We start from the raw sequence: 15,815 nt of genomic DNA on the forward strand, positions 1-15,815 counted from the left end.
AAACTCTGCCGTCCGGGTGAAATTCGGGCATCCGTCGGACACACCGTGACCACTCTCGATAACGTGACGACACATCTCTCACAGCACATCTTTCACAGCATCCGCTGCCACCCCACATGTGCTGCCGCCCCATATGTGACGCGAGGACCCACGCTGCCTGCGCATCGTCTCCCGTACCCGTCCGGGTCCTCCGGCGGAGCGACCATACCGGCGCTCCCCGAGCAGACCCGCGTCCCGCCGTGCGCCGGCCGACTGGCGGGATTCAACGCCACGACCGCCGACGAGGCCCGCAAGGCGCTCCTCGCCTGCCTGCACAGCCCACGCTGGGCCGAGCGCCTCGCCGCCCACCGCCCCTACCCCGATCTGGACGCCCTGCTGGCCGCGGCGGACGAGGCGGCCTACGACCTGACCCCGGCGGAGCTGGCGGAGGCCCTGGCAGCCGAGACCCTGCCGCCCCTCCCGGAGGACACCTACGTGGCGGCCCACACGGCCCTCAGCGCCGCGCACGCCGCCTACGAGGCCCGCTTCGGCCATGTCTTCGTCATCCACCTGGGCGGCACCCCGCCCGAAGAGGCCCTGGACCGCACCCTCGAAGGCATCCGGTCCCGCCTGACCAACGATCCGGACGAGGAACGCGCGGTGACGGCGGAGGAACTCCGGCGCCTGGCGCGAGCCCGTCTGACAACCCACCTGAGCAGCACGACGAACGGCACACAGGCGAACGACACATAGGCGAACGACACATAGAAGAACGGCACATAAGGGCCACGGCACCCCGCCGTCACCCCAGAGGGGCGCGGGGAACCGCATGAAAAGCCACAACCACGCCGCACCCGGCACCACCCAGCCGCCTACCCCACCCCCGTGGCCGCCCGCCCAGCTAACCCGTCCGGTGCCAGTTTGATCACACAGTCAAGGCCCCCCGCTGAGCGCCGCAGGCACCCCGCTACCATGCTGGGGGCCGGTGGACCGTACCCGGCCGGGCCCGACCGACACCGAAGCCGGCGCGGCCCTCAGTCCCCGCTCCCGGAGGGTTCTTCCGTGCCGGCTGGAACGCTGTACCGCGGCCGGGAAGGAATGTGGTCCTGGGTGGCTCATCGAGTCACCGGCGTCCTCATCTTCTTCTTCCTGTTCGTTCATGTGCTGGACACCGCTCTCGTGCGTGTCTCCCCCGAGGACTACGACAAGGTCGTAGCCACGTACAAGACGCCGATCGTCGCGCTGCTGGAGTACGGCCTCGTCGCCGCCATCCTCTTCCACGCGCTCAACGGCCTGCGCGTCATCGCCGTCGACTTCTGGTCGAAGGGCCCGCGCTACCAGAAGCAGATGCTGTGGACCGTCGTCGGCGTCTGGGTCGTCCTGATGGCCGGCTCGCTCTACCCGGTCCTCGGCCACGCCGCTCGTGTCCTGTTCGGGAGCTGACGCCGATGTCCACCACTGAAACCACCACTTCCGGGATCGGCCCCGTCGAGGGCGAGACCCTGTACGGCGTCGACAACCCCGCGCCGCTCATCGAGGCACCGCGCCAGCGCACCAAGAAGACCCCGCGGTCCACCCGCGGCAACTTCGAGATGGCCGCCTGGCTGTTCATGCGCCTGTCCGGCATCGTGCTGGTCGTCCTGGTCCTCGGCCACCTGCTCATCCAGCTGTTCCTGGACGGCGGCGTCTCCAAGATCGGCTTCGCCTTCGTGGCCGGCCGCTGGGCCAACCCGTTCTGGCAGGTCTGGGACCTCGCCATGCTGTGGCTCGCGATGCTGCACGGCGCGAACGGTCTGCGCACGGTCATCAACGACTACGCGGAACGCGCGAACACCCGGCTGTGGCTCAAGGGCCTGCTCTACACCGCCACGGTGTTCACCATCCTGCTGGGCACGCTGGTGATCTTCACCTTCGACCCGAACATCCGCTAGGCACGGGGCTGCGAGAATCATGAAGATCCACAAGTACGAGACCGTCATCGTCGGCGCCGGTGGCGCGGGCATGCGCGCGGCCATCGAATCGACCAAGCGCAGCCGCACCGCGGTGCTGACCAAGCTCTACCCGACCCGCTCCCACACCGGCGCCGCGCAGGGCGGCATGGCCGCCGCGCTCGCCAACGTGGAGGAGGACAACTGGGAGTGGCACACCTTCGACACGATCAAGGGCGGTGACTACCTGGTCGACCAGGACGCCGCGGAGATCCTGGCGAAGGAGGCCATCGACTCCGTCCTCGACCTGGAGAAGATGGGCCTGCCGTTCAACCGCACCCCGAACGGCACCATCGACCAGCGCCGCTTCGGCGGTCACTCCCGCAACCACGGCGAGGCCCCGGTCCGCCGCTCCTGCTACGCGGCCGACCGCACCGGCCACATGATCCTCCAGACGCTGTACCAGAACTGCGTCAAGGAGGGCGTGGAGTTCTTCAACGAGTTCTACGTCCTCGACCAGCTCATCACCGAGGTCGACGGCGTCAAGAAGTCGGCCGGGGTGGTCGCGTACGAGCTGGCGACCGGCGAGATCCATATCTTCCAGGCGAAGGCCGTGATCTACGCGTCCGGCGGCTGCGGCAAGTTCTTCAGGGTGACGTCCAACGCGCACACCCTGACCGGTGACGGCCAGGCGGCGGTCTACCGGCGCGGTCTGCCGCTGGAGGACATGGAGTTCTTCCAGTTCCACCCGACCGGCATCTGGCGCATGGGCATCCTGCTCACCGAGGGCGCCCGCGGTGAGGGCGGCATCCTGCGCAACAAGGACGGCGAGCGCTTCATGGAGAAGTACGCGCCGGTGATGAAGGACCTGGCGTCCCGTGACGTCGTGTCCCGCTCCATCTACACGGAGATCCGCGAGGGCCGCGGCTGCGGTCCCGAGGGCGACCACGTCTATCTGGACCTGACGCATCTGCCGCCGGAGCAGCTGGACGCCAAGCTGCCCGACATCACGGAGTTCGCCCGCACCTACCTCGGCATCGAGCCGTACACGGACCCGATCCCGATCCAGCCGACCGCGCACTACGCGATGGGCGGCATCCCGACGAACGTCGAGGGCGAGGTCCTGTCGGACAACACCACCGTCGTGCCGGGCCTGTACGCGGCCGGCGAGGTCGCCTGTGTGTCGGTGCACGGCGCCAACCGCCTGGGCACCAACTCCCTGCTGGACATCAATGTGTTCGGCCGCCGGGCGGGCATCGCGGCGGCCGAGTACAGCCGGCAGGCGGACTTCGTCGAACTGCCGGAGGACCCGGAGTCCGTCGTCGTCGAGCAGATCGAGCGGCTGCGCACGTCCACGGGCACCGAGCGGGTGGCGACGCTGCGCCGTGAGCTGCAGGAGACCATGGACGCCAACGTCATGGTGTTCCGCACCGAGCAGACCATCAAGACGGCGGTCGAGAAGATCACGGAGCTGCGCGAGCGCTACAGGAACGTGGCGATCCAGGACAAGGGCAAGCGGTTCAACACGGACCTGCTGGAGGCCATCGAGCTGGGCAACCTGCTGGATCTGGCCGAGGTCATGGCGCTGTCCGCGCTGGCCCGCAAGGAGTCCCGCGGCGGTCACTACCGCGAGGACTACCCGAACCGCGACGACGTCAACTTCATGCGCCACACCATGGCGTACCGCGAGGTGGGCGACGACGGCACCGAGTCCGTCCGTCTCGACTACAAGCCGGTCGTCCAGACCCGCTACCAGCCGATGGAGCGTAAGTACTGATGGCAACCCCTGTTCTGGACAAGGTGGAGGCGGAGGCCGCCACCTCTCCCTACATCACGGTCACCTTCCGCGTCCGCCGCTTCAACCCGGAGGTCTCGGCGGAGGCCACATGGGAGGACTTCCAGCTGGAGATCGACCCGAAGGAGCGGGTCCTCGACGGTCTCCACAAGATCAAGTGGGATGTGGACGGCACGCTCACGTTCCGCCGCTCCTGCGCCCACGGCATCTGCGGCTCGGACGCGATGCGGATCAACGGCAAGAACCGCCTCGCCTGCAAGACGCTGATCAAGGACATCAACCCCGAGAAGCCGATCACGATCGAGCCCATCAAGGGCCTCACGGTCCTCAAGGACCTGATCGTGGACATGGAGCCGTTCTTCCAGGCGTACCGGGACGTCATGCCCTTCCTCATCACGAAGGACACGAACGAGCCGACGCGCGAGCGGCTGCAGTCCGCCGAGGACCGCGCCCGCTTCGACGACACCACGAAGTGCATCCTGTGCGCCGCGTGCACCTCCTCCTGCCCGGTGTTCTGGAACGACGGCCAGTACTTCGGCCCGGCGGCGATCGTCAACGCGCACCGCTTCATCTTCGACTCGCGTGACGAGGCCGGCGAGCAGCGGCTGGAGATCCTCAACGACCGCGACGGCGTCTGGCGCTGCCGCACCACCTTCAACTGCACGGACGCCTGCCCGCGCGGCATCGAGGTGACGAAGGCGATCCAGGAGGTGAAGCGAGCGCTGATCACGCGCCGCTTCTGAACTTCTCCGCCACGAGCCGCTTCTGAGCCTCCACCACGCACCACCGAAGGCCCTGGTCCCCCCGTCCGCTGTGGGACGCTGGTGGTGAATGCGAGACCCTGCTCACTTCGCCCCGCCGATCACAAATCGGCGGGGCGAACGCACGAGAGCACGAATCGGCGGGGCGACCGCACGAGAGGCGGCGGCCTCACTCACCCCATCGGATGTAGCACGCCGAATCGCCGACGGCATTCCCGATCTGCCGCTACCGTCAATCGCCTCACCCGTCCACCCGACCCCCCAGGACACATGAGCGGACAACCAGCACAGCCCGTCATCGACACTCACGTCATCCTCCGTGACGGGGACAAGATCCTCTTCTCGCAGCGAGGGGGTCCGTACGGTCGCGGGCGATGGCACATGCCGTCGGGCAAGCTGGACCAAGGCGAACCCTTGACCGTCGGCGCGGCACGGGAGGTGTACGAAGAGATCGGCATCACCGTTGACCCGGCTCACCTGCGCCTGGTCCAGACCGTGCACCACCGGCAGGACGCCCAGGGGGAGCGAATCGGCTTCTTCTTCGTGGCCACCGAATGGGACGGGGAGGCCGTCAACAGGGAGCCCGAGAAGTGCCTCGCCCTTGAGTGGTTCGCCGTGCATGAACTGCCCGACGACATCATCGAGTACCCGAAAGCCCGCCTGCGCGGCTACCTCGACGACAGCGGCCCCCTCGCAGAACACGGCTGGCCGTAAGACCGGCCCGTTGCCCACCTTCGTCGGCGCCGTCCGCCACGCTACGGCGGACGGCCCTTCATGACGGCGGCCTGGCCGGAAGGGTGTTCTACGGCCCCGGTCGGCCGGAGGGCTGGTCGGCTTCGGTGGGACCGGTCATCGGCCGGGGCGCCGGTCGATCGCCGTCAGATCGATCTCGATGTCGAAGGGCACGGTGAGCTTGAGGCGGTCGTGGAAGATCCCGCTGAGGGCGTACGACCGGGTGGCGGGGTCCAGTTCGTAGACATAGACGACGGGGAGCCCTTTGTCCTCGTCCTCGTCCTGCTCGACCCGCCAGAAGTGCCGGACGCCGGCCTGCGCGTACTTGCGGGGCTTGACCTCGCGGTCACGCTCACGGGAGTCGGGCGAGACTACTTCGACGGCGAGGATGATGTCCTCGGGCTCGTACCAGGTCTGACCAGGGCCGGTATTCGCCTCGATCGGAAAGACCAGGATGTCCGGCTCAGGCCGATTCTTCTGGTCCAGCCTGATCGCCATCTCCCGCAGGACATCGAGCCGGGCCGGGGCCTGCTCCAAGAGACTGTGCTCCAGCAGACGCATGCAGCGTGCGTGGAAAGCGGTCTGCGGACTCATGAAGACGAGACTCCCGTCGATCAACTCCGTGTGCGGCGGGAGGTCAGGAATCCGGTCGAGGTCGTCCGCGGTCCAGCCCTCGGCGGGCGGGATCGGCCAGCCGTTCGCCGGGCCGGCATCAAGCTCGTGGTCGGATGCGGCGCTCATGATTGCTCCCATGCGATGGAGTCTCGCCTGTCTCTTCAGACTACCCAGGGGGAATACCGAACGCGTCACCTCATCGGGTGATCACGGCGGCGGCCCCCGGGCCGGTCCTCGAAGGCACGGGATCCGGGCCCGCTAATCTGACGACATGTCAGACGAAGAGTCGTACGAGCTGCTCGGTTTCGACAACGTACTGGTGCCCGTCGGGGATCTCGGCGAGGCCGTCGGATTCTACGAGCGGGCCGGGTTCGCCGTGGGGTTCCGGTTCGACGAGGGCGGGATCGCGCTGCTGAGGGTCGGCGGCGAGACGCCCGGGATCCTGCTGCGGGTCGAGGACGGGTTCGGGCACCGGCCGCCGCCGTGGCCCTCGCCGCGGATCTGGCTGGAGGTGCCGGACGCGCGCGTGGCGGCGCGCGCGCTCGCCGACGCCGGGATCGGCACGCTCGACGAGCCGTTCGCCGTGGCCACCGGGTGGGCCGTGGAGATCACCGACCCCTGGGGCAACGTCATCGGGTTCACCGACTACTCGAAGCGGCCGGAACTCGGCCGGCGGTCCTGACGGACCGGCCGCCGCGGGCGGGCGGGCACCTCCCGCGCCAGCCCGTGCCCCGGCCGCGGACACCGCCCGCGGCCGGGGCCCGGGCCGGTCGTTAGGCTCGTGCCCGTGTCCGCGAAGAACGCGCCCGTGACGGGCGACCCGGCCGGCGCGGGACGCTCCCCCAGCAAGGCGGAGCAGACCCGCGCGCTGATCCTGGAGACGGCGATGCGGCTGTTCCAGGAGCGTGGCTACGACAGGACGACCATGCGGGCCATCGCCGAGGAGGCCGGGGTCTCCGTCGGCAACGCGTACTACTACTTCGACGGCAAGGAGCACCTGATCCAGGGCTTCTACGACCGGATCGCCGCCGAGCACCGGGGGGCGGTCCGGGCGGTCCTGGACCGGGAGACCGACCTGGAGGCGCGGCTCGCGGGCGTGCTGCGGGCCTGGTTGGACGTCGCGCGGCCGTACCACGAGTTCGCGGTGCAGTTCTTCAAGAACGCGGCCGATCCGGACAGCCCGCTCAGCCCGTTCTCCGCGGAGAGCGAGCACGCGCGCGAGGCGGCCATCGGCGTCCACCGGGAGGTGCTGGCCGGTTCGAGGACCAAGGTCCCGGAGGAACTGCGGGACGCGCTCCCCGAGTTGATGTGGCTCTCCCAGATCGGGCTGGTGCTGTACTGGATCTTCGACCGCACCGAGGGCCGTGAGCGCAGCTACCGGCTCGCCGAGCGGGGCGCACGCCTGACCGCGCGGGGCGTGTCACTGGCCCGGTTCCGGGTGCTGCGGCCCTTGGTGCACGAGGTCCACGAACTGTTCACCGATTTCCTGCCCGGGATGACCAGGGCCCTGCCCGACCCCGCGGGAAGACCGAGTCCGTAGGGCCCCGAACCCGCCCGCGGCCGAGCGCGCGGGCGTCCTCGGGGCACGGGCGTCGTCGGAGGCGGGGGCGTCGTCGGGGGCGGGTCCCTCCTGAGTTCTTCGAGCGGTGCCGCTCCACAGGGCGTCGCCGTGGAGTGCCGGCTTCCCCGGCCCGAGTGCGCCCACGCCGGGGAACCCCGCACGCGTCGACACCCTCGGCCGCCTTTGATGGACCGGACGGGTCGGATGGACCGGACCGCGGGGCCCCGGCAGGCGCTGGACCGGCGGGTGCAGGCGGGGTCCGGCGGGTGCGACGGGTCCGGCGGTCCATCCGGTCAGTCCGGTCAGTCCGGTTCGTCCGACGGGCGTCCCCGCCCAGGCGCCCAGGCGCCCGGGCGCCGCGGCGCGGCACCCGGGCAGGGGCGGTGGTCAGTACCCGCGGGTCAGTTGACCGCGTCCACCTCGTCGTCGGCCAGTTCCACGTCGTACACGAGCGGACCGTCGCCACCGTCGACGACGATGTGCCGTGCGCGGGAGCCGTACGAGGCGGAGGTCGCCGCCAGGAGGTAGGTGCCCGGCCCGGGGACCGCCACGATGTAGGAGCCGTCGGCCAGGGAGACGACGCGGTCGAGCTGTCGGCCGCCCTTCGACATCAGGGTCACGGACGCGCCGTGGACCGGATCGCCGTCGACGGAGCGGACGAAGCCGTGTACGACCGACGCCGGGCCGCCGGCCGCGGGCGGCTCCGCGGCCTCCTCGGCCGGCTCCACCGCCAGGTGCGGCAGCCGCTTGTCCAGCCACCGCGGCAGCCACCAGTTCGACCGGCCCAGCAGATGCATCGCCGCCGGTACCAGGGCCGTACGCAGGATGAACGCGTCCAGGGCGACCGCGGCGGCGAGCCCCACGCCCGCCATCGCCGCGCTTGAGTCGCCGCTCAGTACGAAGGCCAGGAAGACGCACACCATGATCAGGGCCGCCGAGTTGATCACCCGGCTGGTCTCGGCCAGGCCGACGCGCACCGCGCGCGCGTTGTCCCTGGTGTGCACCCACTCCTCGTGCATCCGGCTGACCAGGAACACCTGGTAGTCCATGGAGAGGCCGAAGAGCAGGGACAGCATGATGACCGGCAGGAAGGCGTTGATCGGGCCCTCCTTGCCGAGGCCCAGCAGGTCCAGGCCCCAGCCCCACTGGAAGACCGCGACCAGGACGCCGAAGGAGGCCGCCGCCGCGATCAGGTTCATCACCGCGGCCGTCAGCGGCACCACCAGGGAACGGAAGGCGATCAGGAGCAGCAGGAAGCCCAGGCCGATGATGGTCGCGACGAAGTACGGCAGCCGGTCGCCGGTGACCGTCGCGAAGTCCTTCGAGACCGCGGTGACCCCGCCGACGTGGGCCTGCGCGCCGGCCTTCGGGATCACCCGGTCCCGCAGCGTGTCGATGAGGTCGTCCGTCGCCTTCGACTGCGGTGAGGTGGTCGGTACGACCTGGATGACGGTGACGCCCCGCGCGGGCGGCAGCGCGACCGCCTGGGCCACCCCGGAGGTCGCCTCGATGTCCTTGACCAGGGCCGTTGTGTCACCGCCGGAGGCGACCACCTGGAGGGGTCCGTTGAAGCCGGGGCCGAAGCCCTCGGCGAGCAGGTCGTACGCCTTCCTGGTCGTCGTCGACGCCTGGTCGTTGCCCTGGTCGGTCGCGCCGAGCCGCAGCGACAGCACCGGCAGGGCCAGGACGGCCATGACGACCACCGCGAGCGCGGCGACGGTACGGGGGCGCCGCTGCACCCCGCCCGACCAGCGGGCCGCGAGCCCGCTCGCCCGCTCCGGCTCGGGCCCCTGCTCGGCGAGGCGGCGGCGCTGGCGGCGGCTGAGCACCCGCGGGCCGAGGAAGCCGAGGAAGGCGGGCAGCAGCGTCGTCGCGGCGAGCACGCTCAGCACGACCGTCAGCGAGGTGGCGATCACCACGCCGTCCAGGAAGCGCAGGTTCGTGACCAGCATGCCGGCCAGCGCGATGCACACGGTGCCGCCCGCGAACAGCACCGCGCGGCCCGAGGTGTTGAGGGCGGTGACCGCGGACTCCTCGGGGTCGGTGCCGCGCAGGATGCCGCGCCGGTGCCGGGTGACGATGAACAGCGCGTAGTCGATGCCGACGCCAAGACCGATCAGGGTCGCAAGGAGCGGGGCCAGGTCGGGGACGGCGGTGACATGGCTGATCAGCTGGGTGGAGAACAGGCCGGTGCCGACGCCGAAGACGGCGACGCCGATGGGCAGCAGCATCCCGAAGAGCGAGCCGAAGGCCAGGAAGAGCACGACGGCCGCCGCGACGATCCCGACCAGCTCCGCGAGACCGGTCGGCGGCTGCTGCACCCGCTGGATCGCCTGCCCGCCCAACTCGACCTGGAGCCCGCCGCGTTCCGCGCCTTGCGCGATGTCGACGACGTCCTGGACCAGTTCCTTGGGCGCGGAGTCGGCCCGCTCGGTGAAGGTGATCTGCGCATACGCGATCCGGCGGTCGTGGCTGACCTGTGCGGCGCCCCGCTCCCCGGTGTAGGGGCCGGTGACGGCTCCGATGCCGTCCATCCCGGCGATCTTCTTGAGCGCGGGCTCGATCCGGGACCGTACGTCCTGGTCCCGGACCGTGCCCGAGTCGACCTTCCACACCACCGTGTCGGTGTCGCCGGATGTCTCCGGGAACGCCTTCTCCATCAGGTCGTACGCGCGCTTGGAGTCCGTGTCCGGGAGGGCGAACACATTTGCGTAGTCCGTGCCCGCCGTCGAGGCCGTAAAGCCCAGCCCGCCCAGCGCCCCCACCCACAACAGCAGGACCACCAGCCGGTGTCGAAAGCACCACCGTGCCAATGCCGTCACGTTCAAGGCTCCTTCACTGTCTCGTTCGGTCCCCCAGGTCCTGGGCAACAGGATTGGCGCCGGAACCCGCGCGGGGACACGACCCGCCCATGACTCTCAAGGAACTCCAAAGGGCGAACGAGCCCGGCTGTCAGTGGTCCCGCCGATACTGGGGGCATGACGACGGCTCCAGGCACCGTGCTGGTCGTGGAGGACGAGCCGAGCATCGCGGACGTCCTCGCCATCGCCCTGCGCTACCACGGCTTCGAGGTGATGATCGCGGGCACCGTCCGCGAGGCGCTCGCCGACGCCGAACGCACCCGGCCCGACGTGGCACTCCTCGACGTCATGCTGCCGGACGGGGACGGCCGCGCGCTGGGCCGTGAACTGCGCGCCCGGCGGCCCGACCTGGCGCTGGTCTTCCTCACGGCACGGGACTCGCCCGCGGAGATCGTCGGCGTCCTCGGCTTCGGCGACGACTACATCACCAAGCCGTTCAACATCGACGAGGTGGTCGCCCGGATCGGCGCGGTGCTGCGCCGCACCCGCCCCGCCGATGTCATCCCGCAGCGCCCGCCGCTGCGCCACGGCGACCTGGAGCTGGACGAGACGACGTACTCGGTGCGTCGCGCGGGCCGCACCGTGGAGCTGACCCCCACCGAGTACGCGCTGCTGCGTTTCCTGGTGCGCAACGGCGGCCGGATCGTGCCCAAGGAGCAACTGCTGCGCCATGTCTGGCAGTACGAGCACACCCCGCCCGAGTCAACCGTCGTCGAGACCTACATCAGCTATCTGCGCCGCAAGCTGGACCCCCTGGGACCGCCGGTGATCACCACCCGGCGCGGGGTCGGATACGGGCTGGCATGAGGCGCCGCCGTGCCCGCGACATGCGCTCCCTGCGCGCCAAGCTGACCCTCGCGAACGTGCTGCTGCTGGCCCTCGGCATCACCGCGGCCACCGCGGTGAGTCTGATGGGTATGCGGCACTATCTGCTCCAGCAGGTCGACGCCGAACTGGACAAGAGCCGCGGTTCGCTCTCCGACTCGCATCTGACGCTGCGCCAGATCGACTCGCTGGGCGCGCTGACGATCATCCGGGACCGGTTCGTCCGGCCGCCGATGAGCGGGCAGCGCCCGGACTCGCTGCTCTCGGTCGTCGACGCCCGGGGCGGGGTGCTGCCCCTCGCCGGTTTCCCGCCCAGCGAGAGCCAGCGCGCGCTGGCCGACGCGATCGGCAGCCCGGCCCCGCTCGCCGCGCTGCCCGAGCCGCGCGAGATCACCGTCCGCGACGCCGCGTACCGGGTGATCGGCGTCCGGCTCTCCGACGGCAACTACGTCCTGGTCGCCAACTCGACAGAGGCCCTGCACCAGGGCATAGCCAAGGCGCTCAGGCTGGACCTGGCCATGGGCACGCTGCTGCTGGCGCTGCTGGCCTGTCTGACCATGTTCAGCGTGCGGCGCCGGATGCGGCCGCTGGAGGACATGGTGGAGACGTCGTCGGCGATCGCGGAGGGCGACCTCGCCCGCCGGGTGCCCTCCAGTCGGGAGACCTCGCTGGAGGTCGAACAGCTGCGGCTCGCCCTCAACTCCATGCTCCACCAGGTGGAGTCGGCGTACCGGACGCGCGAGCGCAGCGCGGCCCAGCTGCGCCGTTTCGTCGCCGACGCCTCGCACGAACTGCGCACCCCGCTGTCGGCGATACGCGGCTATCTCCAGCTGTACGACAAGGGCATGCTGGTCGAGCCGGGGGAGCGCAAGCGGGCCTGGGACCGGATGAACGGCGAGGTGGACCGGATGGGGCGGCTCGTCGACGAGTTGCTCACCCTCGCCCGGCTCGACCAGCGGCCCGAACTGCGCCTGCGGAACGTGGACGTGAGCCGTCTGGTGCGGGAGGCGGCGCAGGACCTGCGGGCCCAGCAGCCGGACCGTCCGGTCACCGTGGCCGCGGACGGCTCCGTGCTGGTGCGCGCCGACGAGTCGGGTCTGCGGCAGGTGCTGGGCAACCTGGTGGCCAACGTCCGTACGCACACGCCCGCCGAGGTGCCGGTGCGGCTGGCCGTGGAGCGGGCGGACGGGCTGGTGCGGCTGTGTGTCGCGGACGAGGGTCCGGGGCTGGCGGAGGAGGACGCGACGCGCATCTTCGACCGCTTCTTCCGCGCGGGCGGCGGAGCGGGCAGCGGGCTGGGCATGGCGATCGTGCAGGGGGTGGTGCGGGCGCACGGCGGCGAGGTGGCGGTACGGACGGCCCCCGGGGAGGGGCTGGCCGTGACGGTCACGCTGCCGTCCCGGGCGCCCGTACCGCCGTGAGGGTCAGATCCAGTTGAGCTGCCAGAGCCGGAACACACCGGTGCCGTCCGAGAGGTACTGGCCGCCGCCGATGTCCTCGATGCTGACCACGTACTCCTTGCGCTGCCACAGCGGGATCAGCGGCACATCGGTGGCGACGTACCGCTGCACCTCGCGGAAGTCCTGGGCGACCCGGCTGCGGTCCGCGTACTGCCGGCTGTCCTGGATGAGACTGTCGACGGCCTTGTTGCTGTAGCCGGTGTTCAGGGTGGAGTCGGTGCCGACGAGCGAGGCGCCGAAGGTGTCCGGATCGGGGTAGTCGGCGACCCAGCCGACCGCCCAGGCGTCCATCTTCCCGGCCGCCCAGCGCTTCTGGAAGTCGGTCCACTCGTAGCCCTTGACGTCCACCTTGAACAGGCCGCCCGCCTCCAGCTGCTTCTTCAGCGCGGCGGACTCCTCGGCGCCCGAGCCGCGGCCCTTGCCGTAGCCGAAGGTGAAGCGCACCGGCAGGGTCACCCCGGCCTCGGTGAGCAGTGCCTTCGCCTGCGCGGTGCTCTGCCTCGGGTAGGTGTCGAAGAACGAGGTGCTGTGGCCGGTCAGGCCGGTCGGGATCAGCGAGTACAGCGGGTCGACCGTGCCCTGGTACACGGTGGCGGCCAGTTCCTCGCGGTTGATCAGCCAGGCCATGGCCCGGCGCACGCGCACGTCGTGCAGCGGCGAGCCCGCGCGGGTGTTGAGGTACAGGTTGCGGGTCTCGGAGCTGTCGGACTCGGTGACGCGCTGGTGCGGGTCGCTCGCGTTGAGGCCGGACAGGACGTTCGGCGGCAGCGTGCGGGTGGCCACGTCGATCTGCTTGCTCTGCCACGCCTTGTCGAGGGCCTGCGAGTCGCCGTAGTACCGCAGTTCGATGGGCTTGCCGGTGCCCTTCAGGTTGCCCTTGTAGTGCGTGTTCGGCGCGAGGACGGCCCGCTGGTCCTTCGTGTACCCGGTGAGCTGGTAGGGGCCGCTGCCGTCGGCCCCGGAGTCGGTGCGCAGGCTGTCCGCCGGGTACTTGTCCTTGTCGACGATCGCACCGGCGCCGGTGGCCACCTTGAACGGGAAGGTGGTGTCCGGCGACGACAGGTGGAAGGTGACGGTGCGGGCATTGTCGGCGCTCACCGAGTCCAGGGTGGAGAACAGCGGCGCCGGACCGACATCGGAGTTGATCTTCTTGACCCGGTCGAAGGAGTACTTCACGTCCTCGGCCGTCATCGCCCGGCCGCTCGGGAAGTCGATCCCGTCGCGCAGCGTGCACCGGTATGTCTTCAGGTCGCTGCCCGCGAACGTACAGCTCTCCGCCGCGTCCGGTACGGGCTGTACGCCGCCCGGTTCGAACGTCAGCAGCGACTGGAAGACATTGCTGAACAGGGCCGAGGAACCGGCGTCGTAGGCGCCGGCCGGGTCGAGGGACGTGACGGCGTCCGTCGTGCCGACCTTGATGGCCGTGTTCTTTTCCTCTTGCGACGGCAGCAGTTGCCAGCCACCCACTCCCACGATCGCCAGCACGAGCAGCGTCACGAGAATCCGCATGCGAACCGATCGCATGGTGGTGCCCTCCCCGGGCCTTCCGCGGGCCCTACCCCTGGTTTTGCACAGGCGCCACTCCCCTTCAGGGCGCGGCTCACCTAATCACACGTGTTTCACCTGGGGGAAGAGCAATGGGGCGAGATGTGCGACAACTTACCCCGCGACGGTTACCGCCTGGTTTCACAGAGTGTTCGCGGCGGCCGGGGCGAGGGGGCCGCCGCCTCCCCCGCACCGTCATGACGTGGGCTTTTCCAGTTGCTCACACTGGCTGGCGGGGGGCGGCGGCAACGGCGGGAGCGCTCAGGTCCGCCGGGCGGCACTGGCGGGGGGCACTCAGGCCCGTCCAGCGACACCGGCGGGGGGGAGCTCAGGTCCGCCCAGCGACACCGGCGAGCGCGCTCAGCAGCCCGCCCAGCGACACCGGCGGGGGGCTCAGGCCCGCCGGGACGCCAGCTCCACGACGGTGATGTCCGACGGCGCCCCCACCCGGGTGGGCGGACCCCAGGCGCCCGCACCGCGGCTGACGTACAACTGGGTGTCACCGTAGCGTTCCAGGCCCGCCACCGTCGGGTTGGCGGCCGCGGCGAGGAAGTTGCCCGGCCAGAGCTGGCCGCCATGGGTGTGGCCGGAGAGCTGGAGGTCGACGCCATGGCGGACGGCCTCGTGGATCTGGACGGGCTGGTGGGCGAGGAGCACGCACGCGCGTGCCGGGTCGCGGTCGCCGAGGGCCTTGCCGAAGTCCGGCCCCTGACCCTCGCTCTCGCCCTGTACGTCGTTGACGCCGGCGAGGTCAAAACCGGCCAGTTCGGTGCGGGCGTTCTCCAGCGGGCGCAGCCCGAGCCGTCGTACCTCCTCGACCCTCCCCCAGTGCCTAAAGGGCCTGGGGGGACCCCCAGCTCGGCACCGGAGAAGTACTCGTGGTTGCCGGTGACGAACGCCCCGTGCCGGGCCGAGAGCTGTGCGAGCGGCGCCGCCGCCGGGCCCAGGTCCGCCACGCTGCCGTCCACCAGGTCGCCGACGACCGCGATCAGATCGGGCTGGGTCGCGTTGATCGTGTCGACGACCCGCTGCGGGAAGCCCCGGCCGAGGACCGGCCCCAGGTGGATGTCGCTGACGACGGCGATACGGAACCCGTGTGCCGAGCACACGGGTTCCTGGCCAGCGGGACCGTGACGCGTTTCACCTTCGGTCCGCGCAGCACGCCGTAGGTGCCGTATCCGACGGTCGCCACGGCGGCCGTGGCCGCCGCACCGCCGACGACCCGCGCGACGAAGAGCCGACGGGACGGGTCCTGCGGGGCGCGCCCCGACTCGAGTTCGGCTTCGGGTCCCGACTCGGGTTCCGGACCGGCCTCCGGCCGCGGTTCCGGTGCCGCCTGTTGTGCTGCGGGCGCCGGTGCCGTGCCCGCCGGTACGGCCACCGGGACGGGGACGGGCCGGTGTTCGCGCAGCCCCGACGGCCGCCGCGTCAGCCGGCGCAGCAGCGGCCGTACGGCCTCCCCCGCCACCACCGCCATCAGCAGGTAGAGCGCCAGTGCCATCCACAGGAAGCCGGGCCGGCCCAGGGTGCGTTGGAGCCAGAACGGCGCTCCGGAGCGCTCGGCGACCAGGGCCGCGACCATCAGGACGGGGCCCGCCACGAACACCGCCGTACCGGCCCGGCGGGCGCGCCCCGAGGCCGCCGTGGTGTCGCGGACCAGCCGCCGCCAGACGTACCGGTGCAGCCCGGCCACGATGGCCAGGGCGACCAGGGCGACGAGCGCCAAGACGATGACCGCTGTGCTGTGTCCTCG

The 15,815-nt window shown here is 70.7% G+C and carries 13 protein-coding genes and 1 pseudogene; 10 read left to right on the forward strand and 4 right to left on the reverse strand.

What is annotated here, in order from left to right; genetic code table 11:
* The first annotated feature begins 135 nt into the window (after positions 1-135).
* The 6 genes from ACWEKM_RS03195 to ACWEKM_RS03220 all read left to right on the forward strand — a co-directional run bounded on the left by ACWEKM_RS03195 (position 136) and on the right by ACWEKM_RS03220 (position 5,177).
* Complete coding sequence (locus ACWEKM_RS03195) at positions 136-732, forward strand: 2-oxo-4-hydroxy-4-carboxy-5-ureidoimidazoline decarboxylase (RefSeq protein ID WP_451619466.1); 597 nt, start codon at positions 136-138, stop codon at positions 730-732.
* A 309-nt stretch (positions 733-1,041) separates the two neighbouring features.
* Positions 1,042-1,422, forward strand: a complete 381-nt coding sequence (gene sdhC, locus ACWEKM_RS03200; RefSeq protein ID WP_451619425.1) for a succinate dehydrogenase, cytochrome b556 subunit — start codon at positions 1,042-1,044, stop codon at positions 1,420-1,422.
* Positions 1,423-1,427: 5 nt separating this feature from the next.
* Positions 1,428-1,910, forward strand: a complete 483-nt coding sequence (locus ACWEKM_RS03205) for a succinate dehydrogenase hydrophobic membrane anchor subunit (protein ID WP_451619426.1) — start codon at positions 1,428-1,430, stop codon at positions 1,908-1,910.
* 19 nt (positions 1,911-1,929) lie between these two features.
* Positions 1,930-3,684 (forward strand): succinate dehydrogenase flavoprotein subunit, encoded by a 1,755-nt coding sequence (gene sdhA / locus ACWEKM_RS03210; RefSeq protein ID WP_451619427.1) that lies wholly within the window; start codon positions 1,930-1,932, stop codon positions 3,682-3,684.
* Positions 3,684-4,445, forward strand: a complete 762-nt coding sequence (locus tag ACWEKM_RS03215) for a succinate dehydrogenase iron-sulfur subunit (RefSeq protein WP_451619428.1) — start codon at positions 3,684-3,686, stop codon at positions 4,443-4,445. Before sdhA ends, ACWEKM_RS03215 begins: the two co-directional genes overlap by 1 nt.
* A gap of 288 nt (positions 4,446-4,733) precedes the next feature.
* Entirely contained in the window at positions 4,734-5,177 is a 444-nt protein-coding gene (locus ACWEKM_RS03220; RefSeq protein WP_451619429.1) for an NUDIX hydrolase, read from the forward strand.
* Between the two features lie 135 nt (positions 5,178-5,312).
* Here ACWEKM_RS03220 and ACWEKM_RS03225 read toward each other — a convergent pair whose 3' ends face one another.
* The gene (locus tag ACWEKM_RS03225; RefSeq protein WP_451619430.1) at positions 5,313-5,936 is read right to left on the reverse strand and encodes a Uma2 family endonuclease; all 624 of its coding nucleotides are present in this window, start codon (positions 5,934-5,936) and stop codon (positions 5,313-5,315) included.
* Positions 5,937-6,081: 145 nt separating this feature from the next.
* Here ACWEKM_RS03225 and ACWEKM_RS03230 point away from each other — a divergent pair, with 145 nt between their 5' ends.
* Positions 6,082-6,492 carry a VOC family protein gene (locus ACWEKM_RS03230; protein ID WP_451619431.1) on the forward strand — a complete coding sequence of 137 codons (411 nt, stop codon included), beginning with the start codon at positions 6,082-6,084 and terminating at the stop codon, positions 6,490-6,492.
* Between the two features lie 105 nt (positions 6,493-6,597).
* Positions 6,598-7,350, forward strand: coding sequence for a TetR family transcriptional regulator (locus tag ACWEKM_RS03235; protein ID WP_451619432.1), 753 nt, complete (start codon positions 6,598-6,600; stop codon positions 7,348-7,350).
* A 422-nt stretch (positions 7,351-7,772) separates the two neighbouring features.
* Here ACWEKM_RS03235 and ACWEKM_RS03240 read toward each other — a convergent pair whose 3' ends face one another.
* Positions 7,773-10,184 carry an MMPL family transporter gene (locus ACWEKM_RS03240; protein WP_451619467.1) on the reverse strand — a complete coding sequence of 804 codons (2,412 nt, stop codon included), beginning with the start codon at positions 10,182-10,184 and terminating at the stop codon, positions 7,773-7,775.
* A 165-nt stretch (positions 10,185-10,349) separates the two neighbouring features.
* On the opposite strand from ACWEKM_RS03240, the gene ACWEKM_RS03245 reads away from it, so the two are divergent.
* Both ACWEKM_RS03245 and ACWEKM_RS03250 read left to right on the forward strand, forming a co-directional pair.
* Entirely contained in the window at positions 10,350-11,039 is a 690-nt protein-coding gene (locus ACWEKM_RS03245; protein WP_451619433.1) for a response regulator transcription factor, read from the forward strand.
* On the forward strand, positions 11,036-12,478 hold the full coding sequence (locus ACWEKM_RS03250; RefSeq protein ID WP_451619434.1) for a sensor histidine kinase: 1,443 nt from the start codon (positions 11,036-11,038) through the stop codon (positions 12,476-12,478). The genes ACWEKM_RS03245 and ACWEKM_RS03250 overlap by 4 nt, the downstream gene beginning before the upstream one ends.
* 3 nt (positions 12,479-12,481) lie before the next feature.
* Here the strand turns inward: ACWEKM_RS03250 and ACWEKM_RS03255 are convergent, their stop codons facing one another.
* On the reverse strand, positions 12,482-14,041 hold the full coding sequence (locus ACWEKM_RS03255) for an ABC transporter substrate-binding protein (protein ID WP_451619435.1): 1,560 nt from the start codon (positions 14,039-14,041) through the stop codon (positions 12,482-12,484).
* A 414-nt stretch (positions 14,042-14,455) separates the two neighbouring features.
* Positions 14,456-15,794 (reverse strand): annotated as a pseudogene (locus ACWEKM_RS03260) (metallophosphoesterase).
* Between the last annotated feature and the right edge of the window lie 21 nt (positions 15,795-15,815).

This window comes from Streptomyces sp. NPDC004752 (assembly GCF_053601275.1).

What these genes read in the sequence shown, in the direction of transcription:
- ACWEKM_RS03205 (WP_451619426.1), top strand. Translation starts at nt 1,428, where the DNA reads ATGTCCACCACTGAAACCACCACTTCCGGGATCGGCCCCGTCGAGGGC.
- sdhA (WP_451619427.1), top strand. Translation starts at nt 1,930, where the DNA reads ATGAAGATCCACAAGTACGAGACCGTCATCGTCGGCGCCGGTGGCGCG.
- ACWEKM_RS03215 (WP_451619428.1), top strand. Translation starts at nt 3,684, where the DNA reads ATGGCAACCCCTGTTCTGGACAAGGTGGAGGCGGAGGCCGCCACCTCT.
- ACWEKM_RS03220 (WP_451619429.1), top strand. Translation starts at nt 4,734, where the DNA reads ATGAGCGGACAACCAGCACAGCCCGTCATCGACACTCACGTCATCCTC.
- ACWEKM_RS03225 (WP_451619430.1), bottom strand. Translation starts at nt 5,936, where the DNA reads ATGAGCGCCGCATCCGACCACGAGCTTGATGCCGGCCCGGCGAACGGC.
- ACWEKM_RS03230 (WP_451619431.1), top strand. Translation starts at nt 6,082, where the DNA reads ATGTCAGACGAAGAGTCGTACGAGCTGCTCGGTTTCGACAACGTACTG.
- ACWEKM_RS03245 (WP_451619433.1), top strand. Translation starts at nt 10,350, where the DNA reads ATGACGACGGCTCCAGGCACCGTGCTGGTCGTGGAGGACGAGCCGAGC.
- ACWEKM_RS03250 (WP_451619434.1), top strand. Translation starts at nt 11,036, where the DNA reads ATGAGGCGCCGCCGTGCCCGCGACATGCGCTCCCTGCGCGCCAAGCTG.
- ACWEKM_RS03255 (WP_451619435.1), bottom strand. Translation starts at nt 14,041, where the DNA reads ATGCGATCGGTTCGCATGCGGATTCTCGTGACGCTGCTCGTGCTGGCG.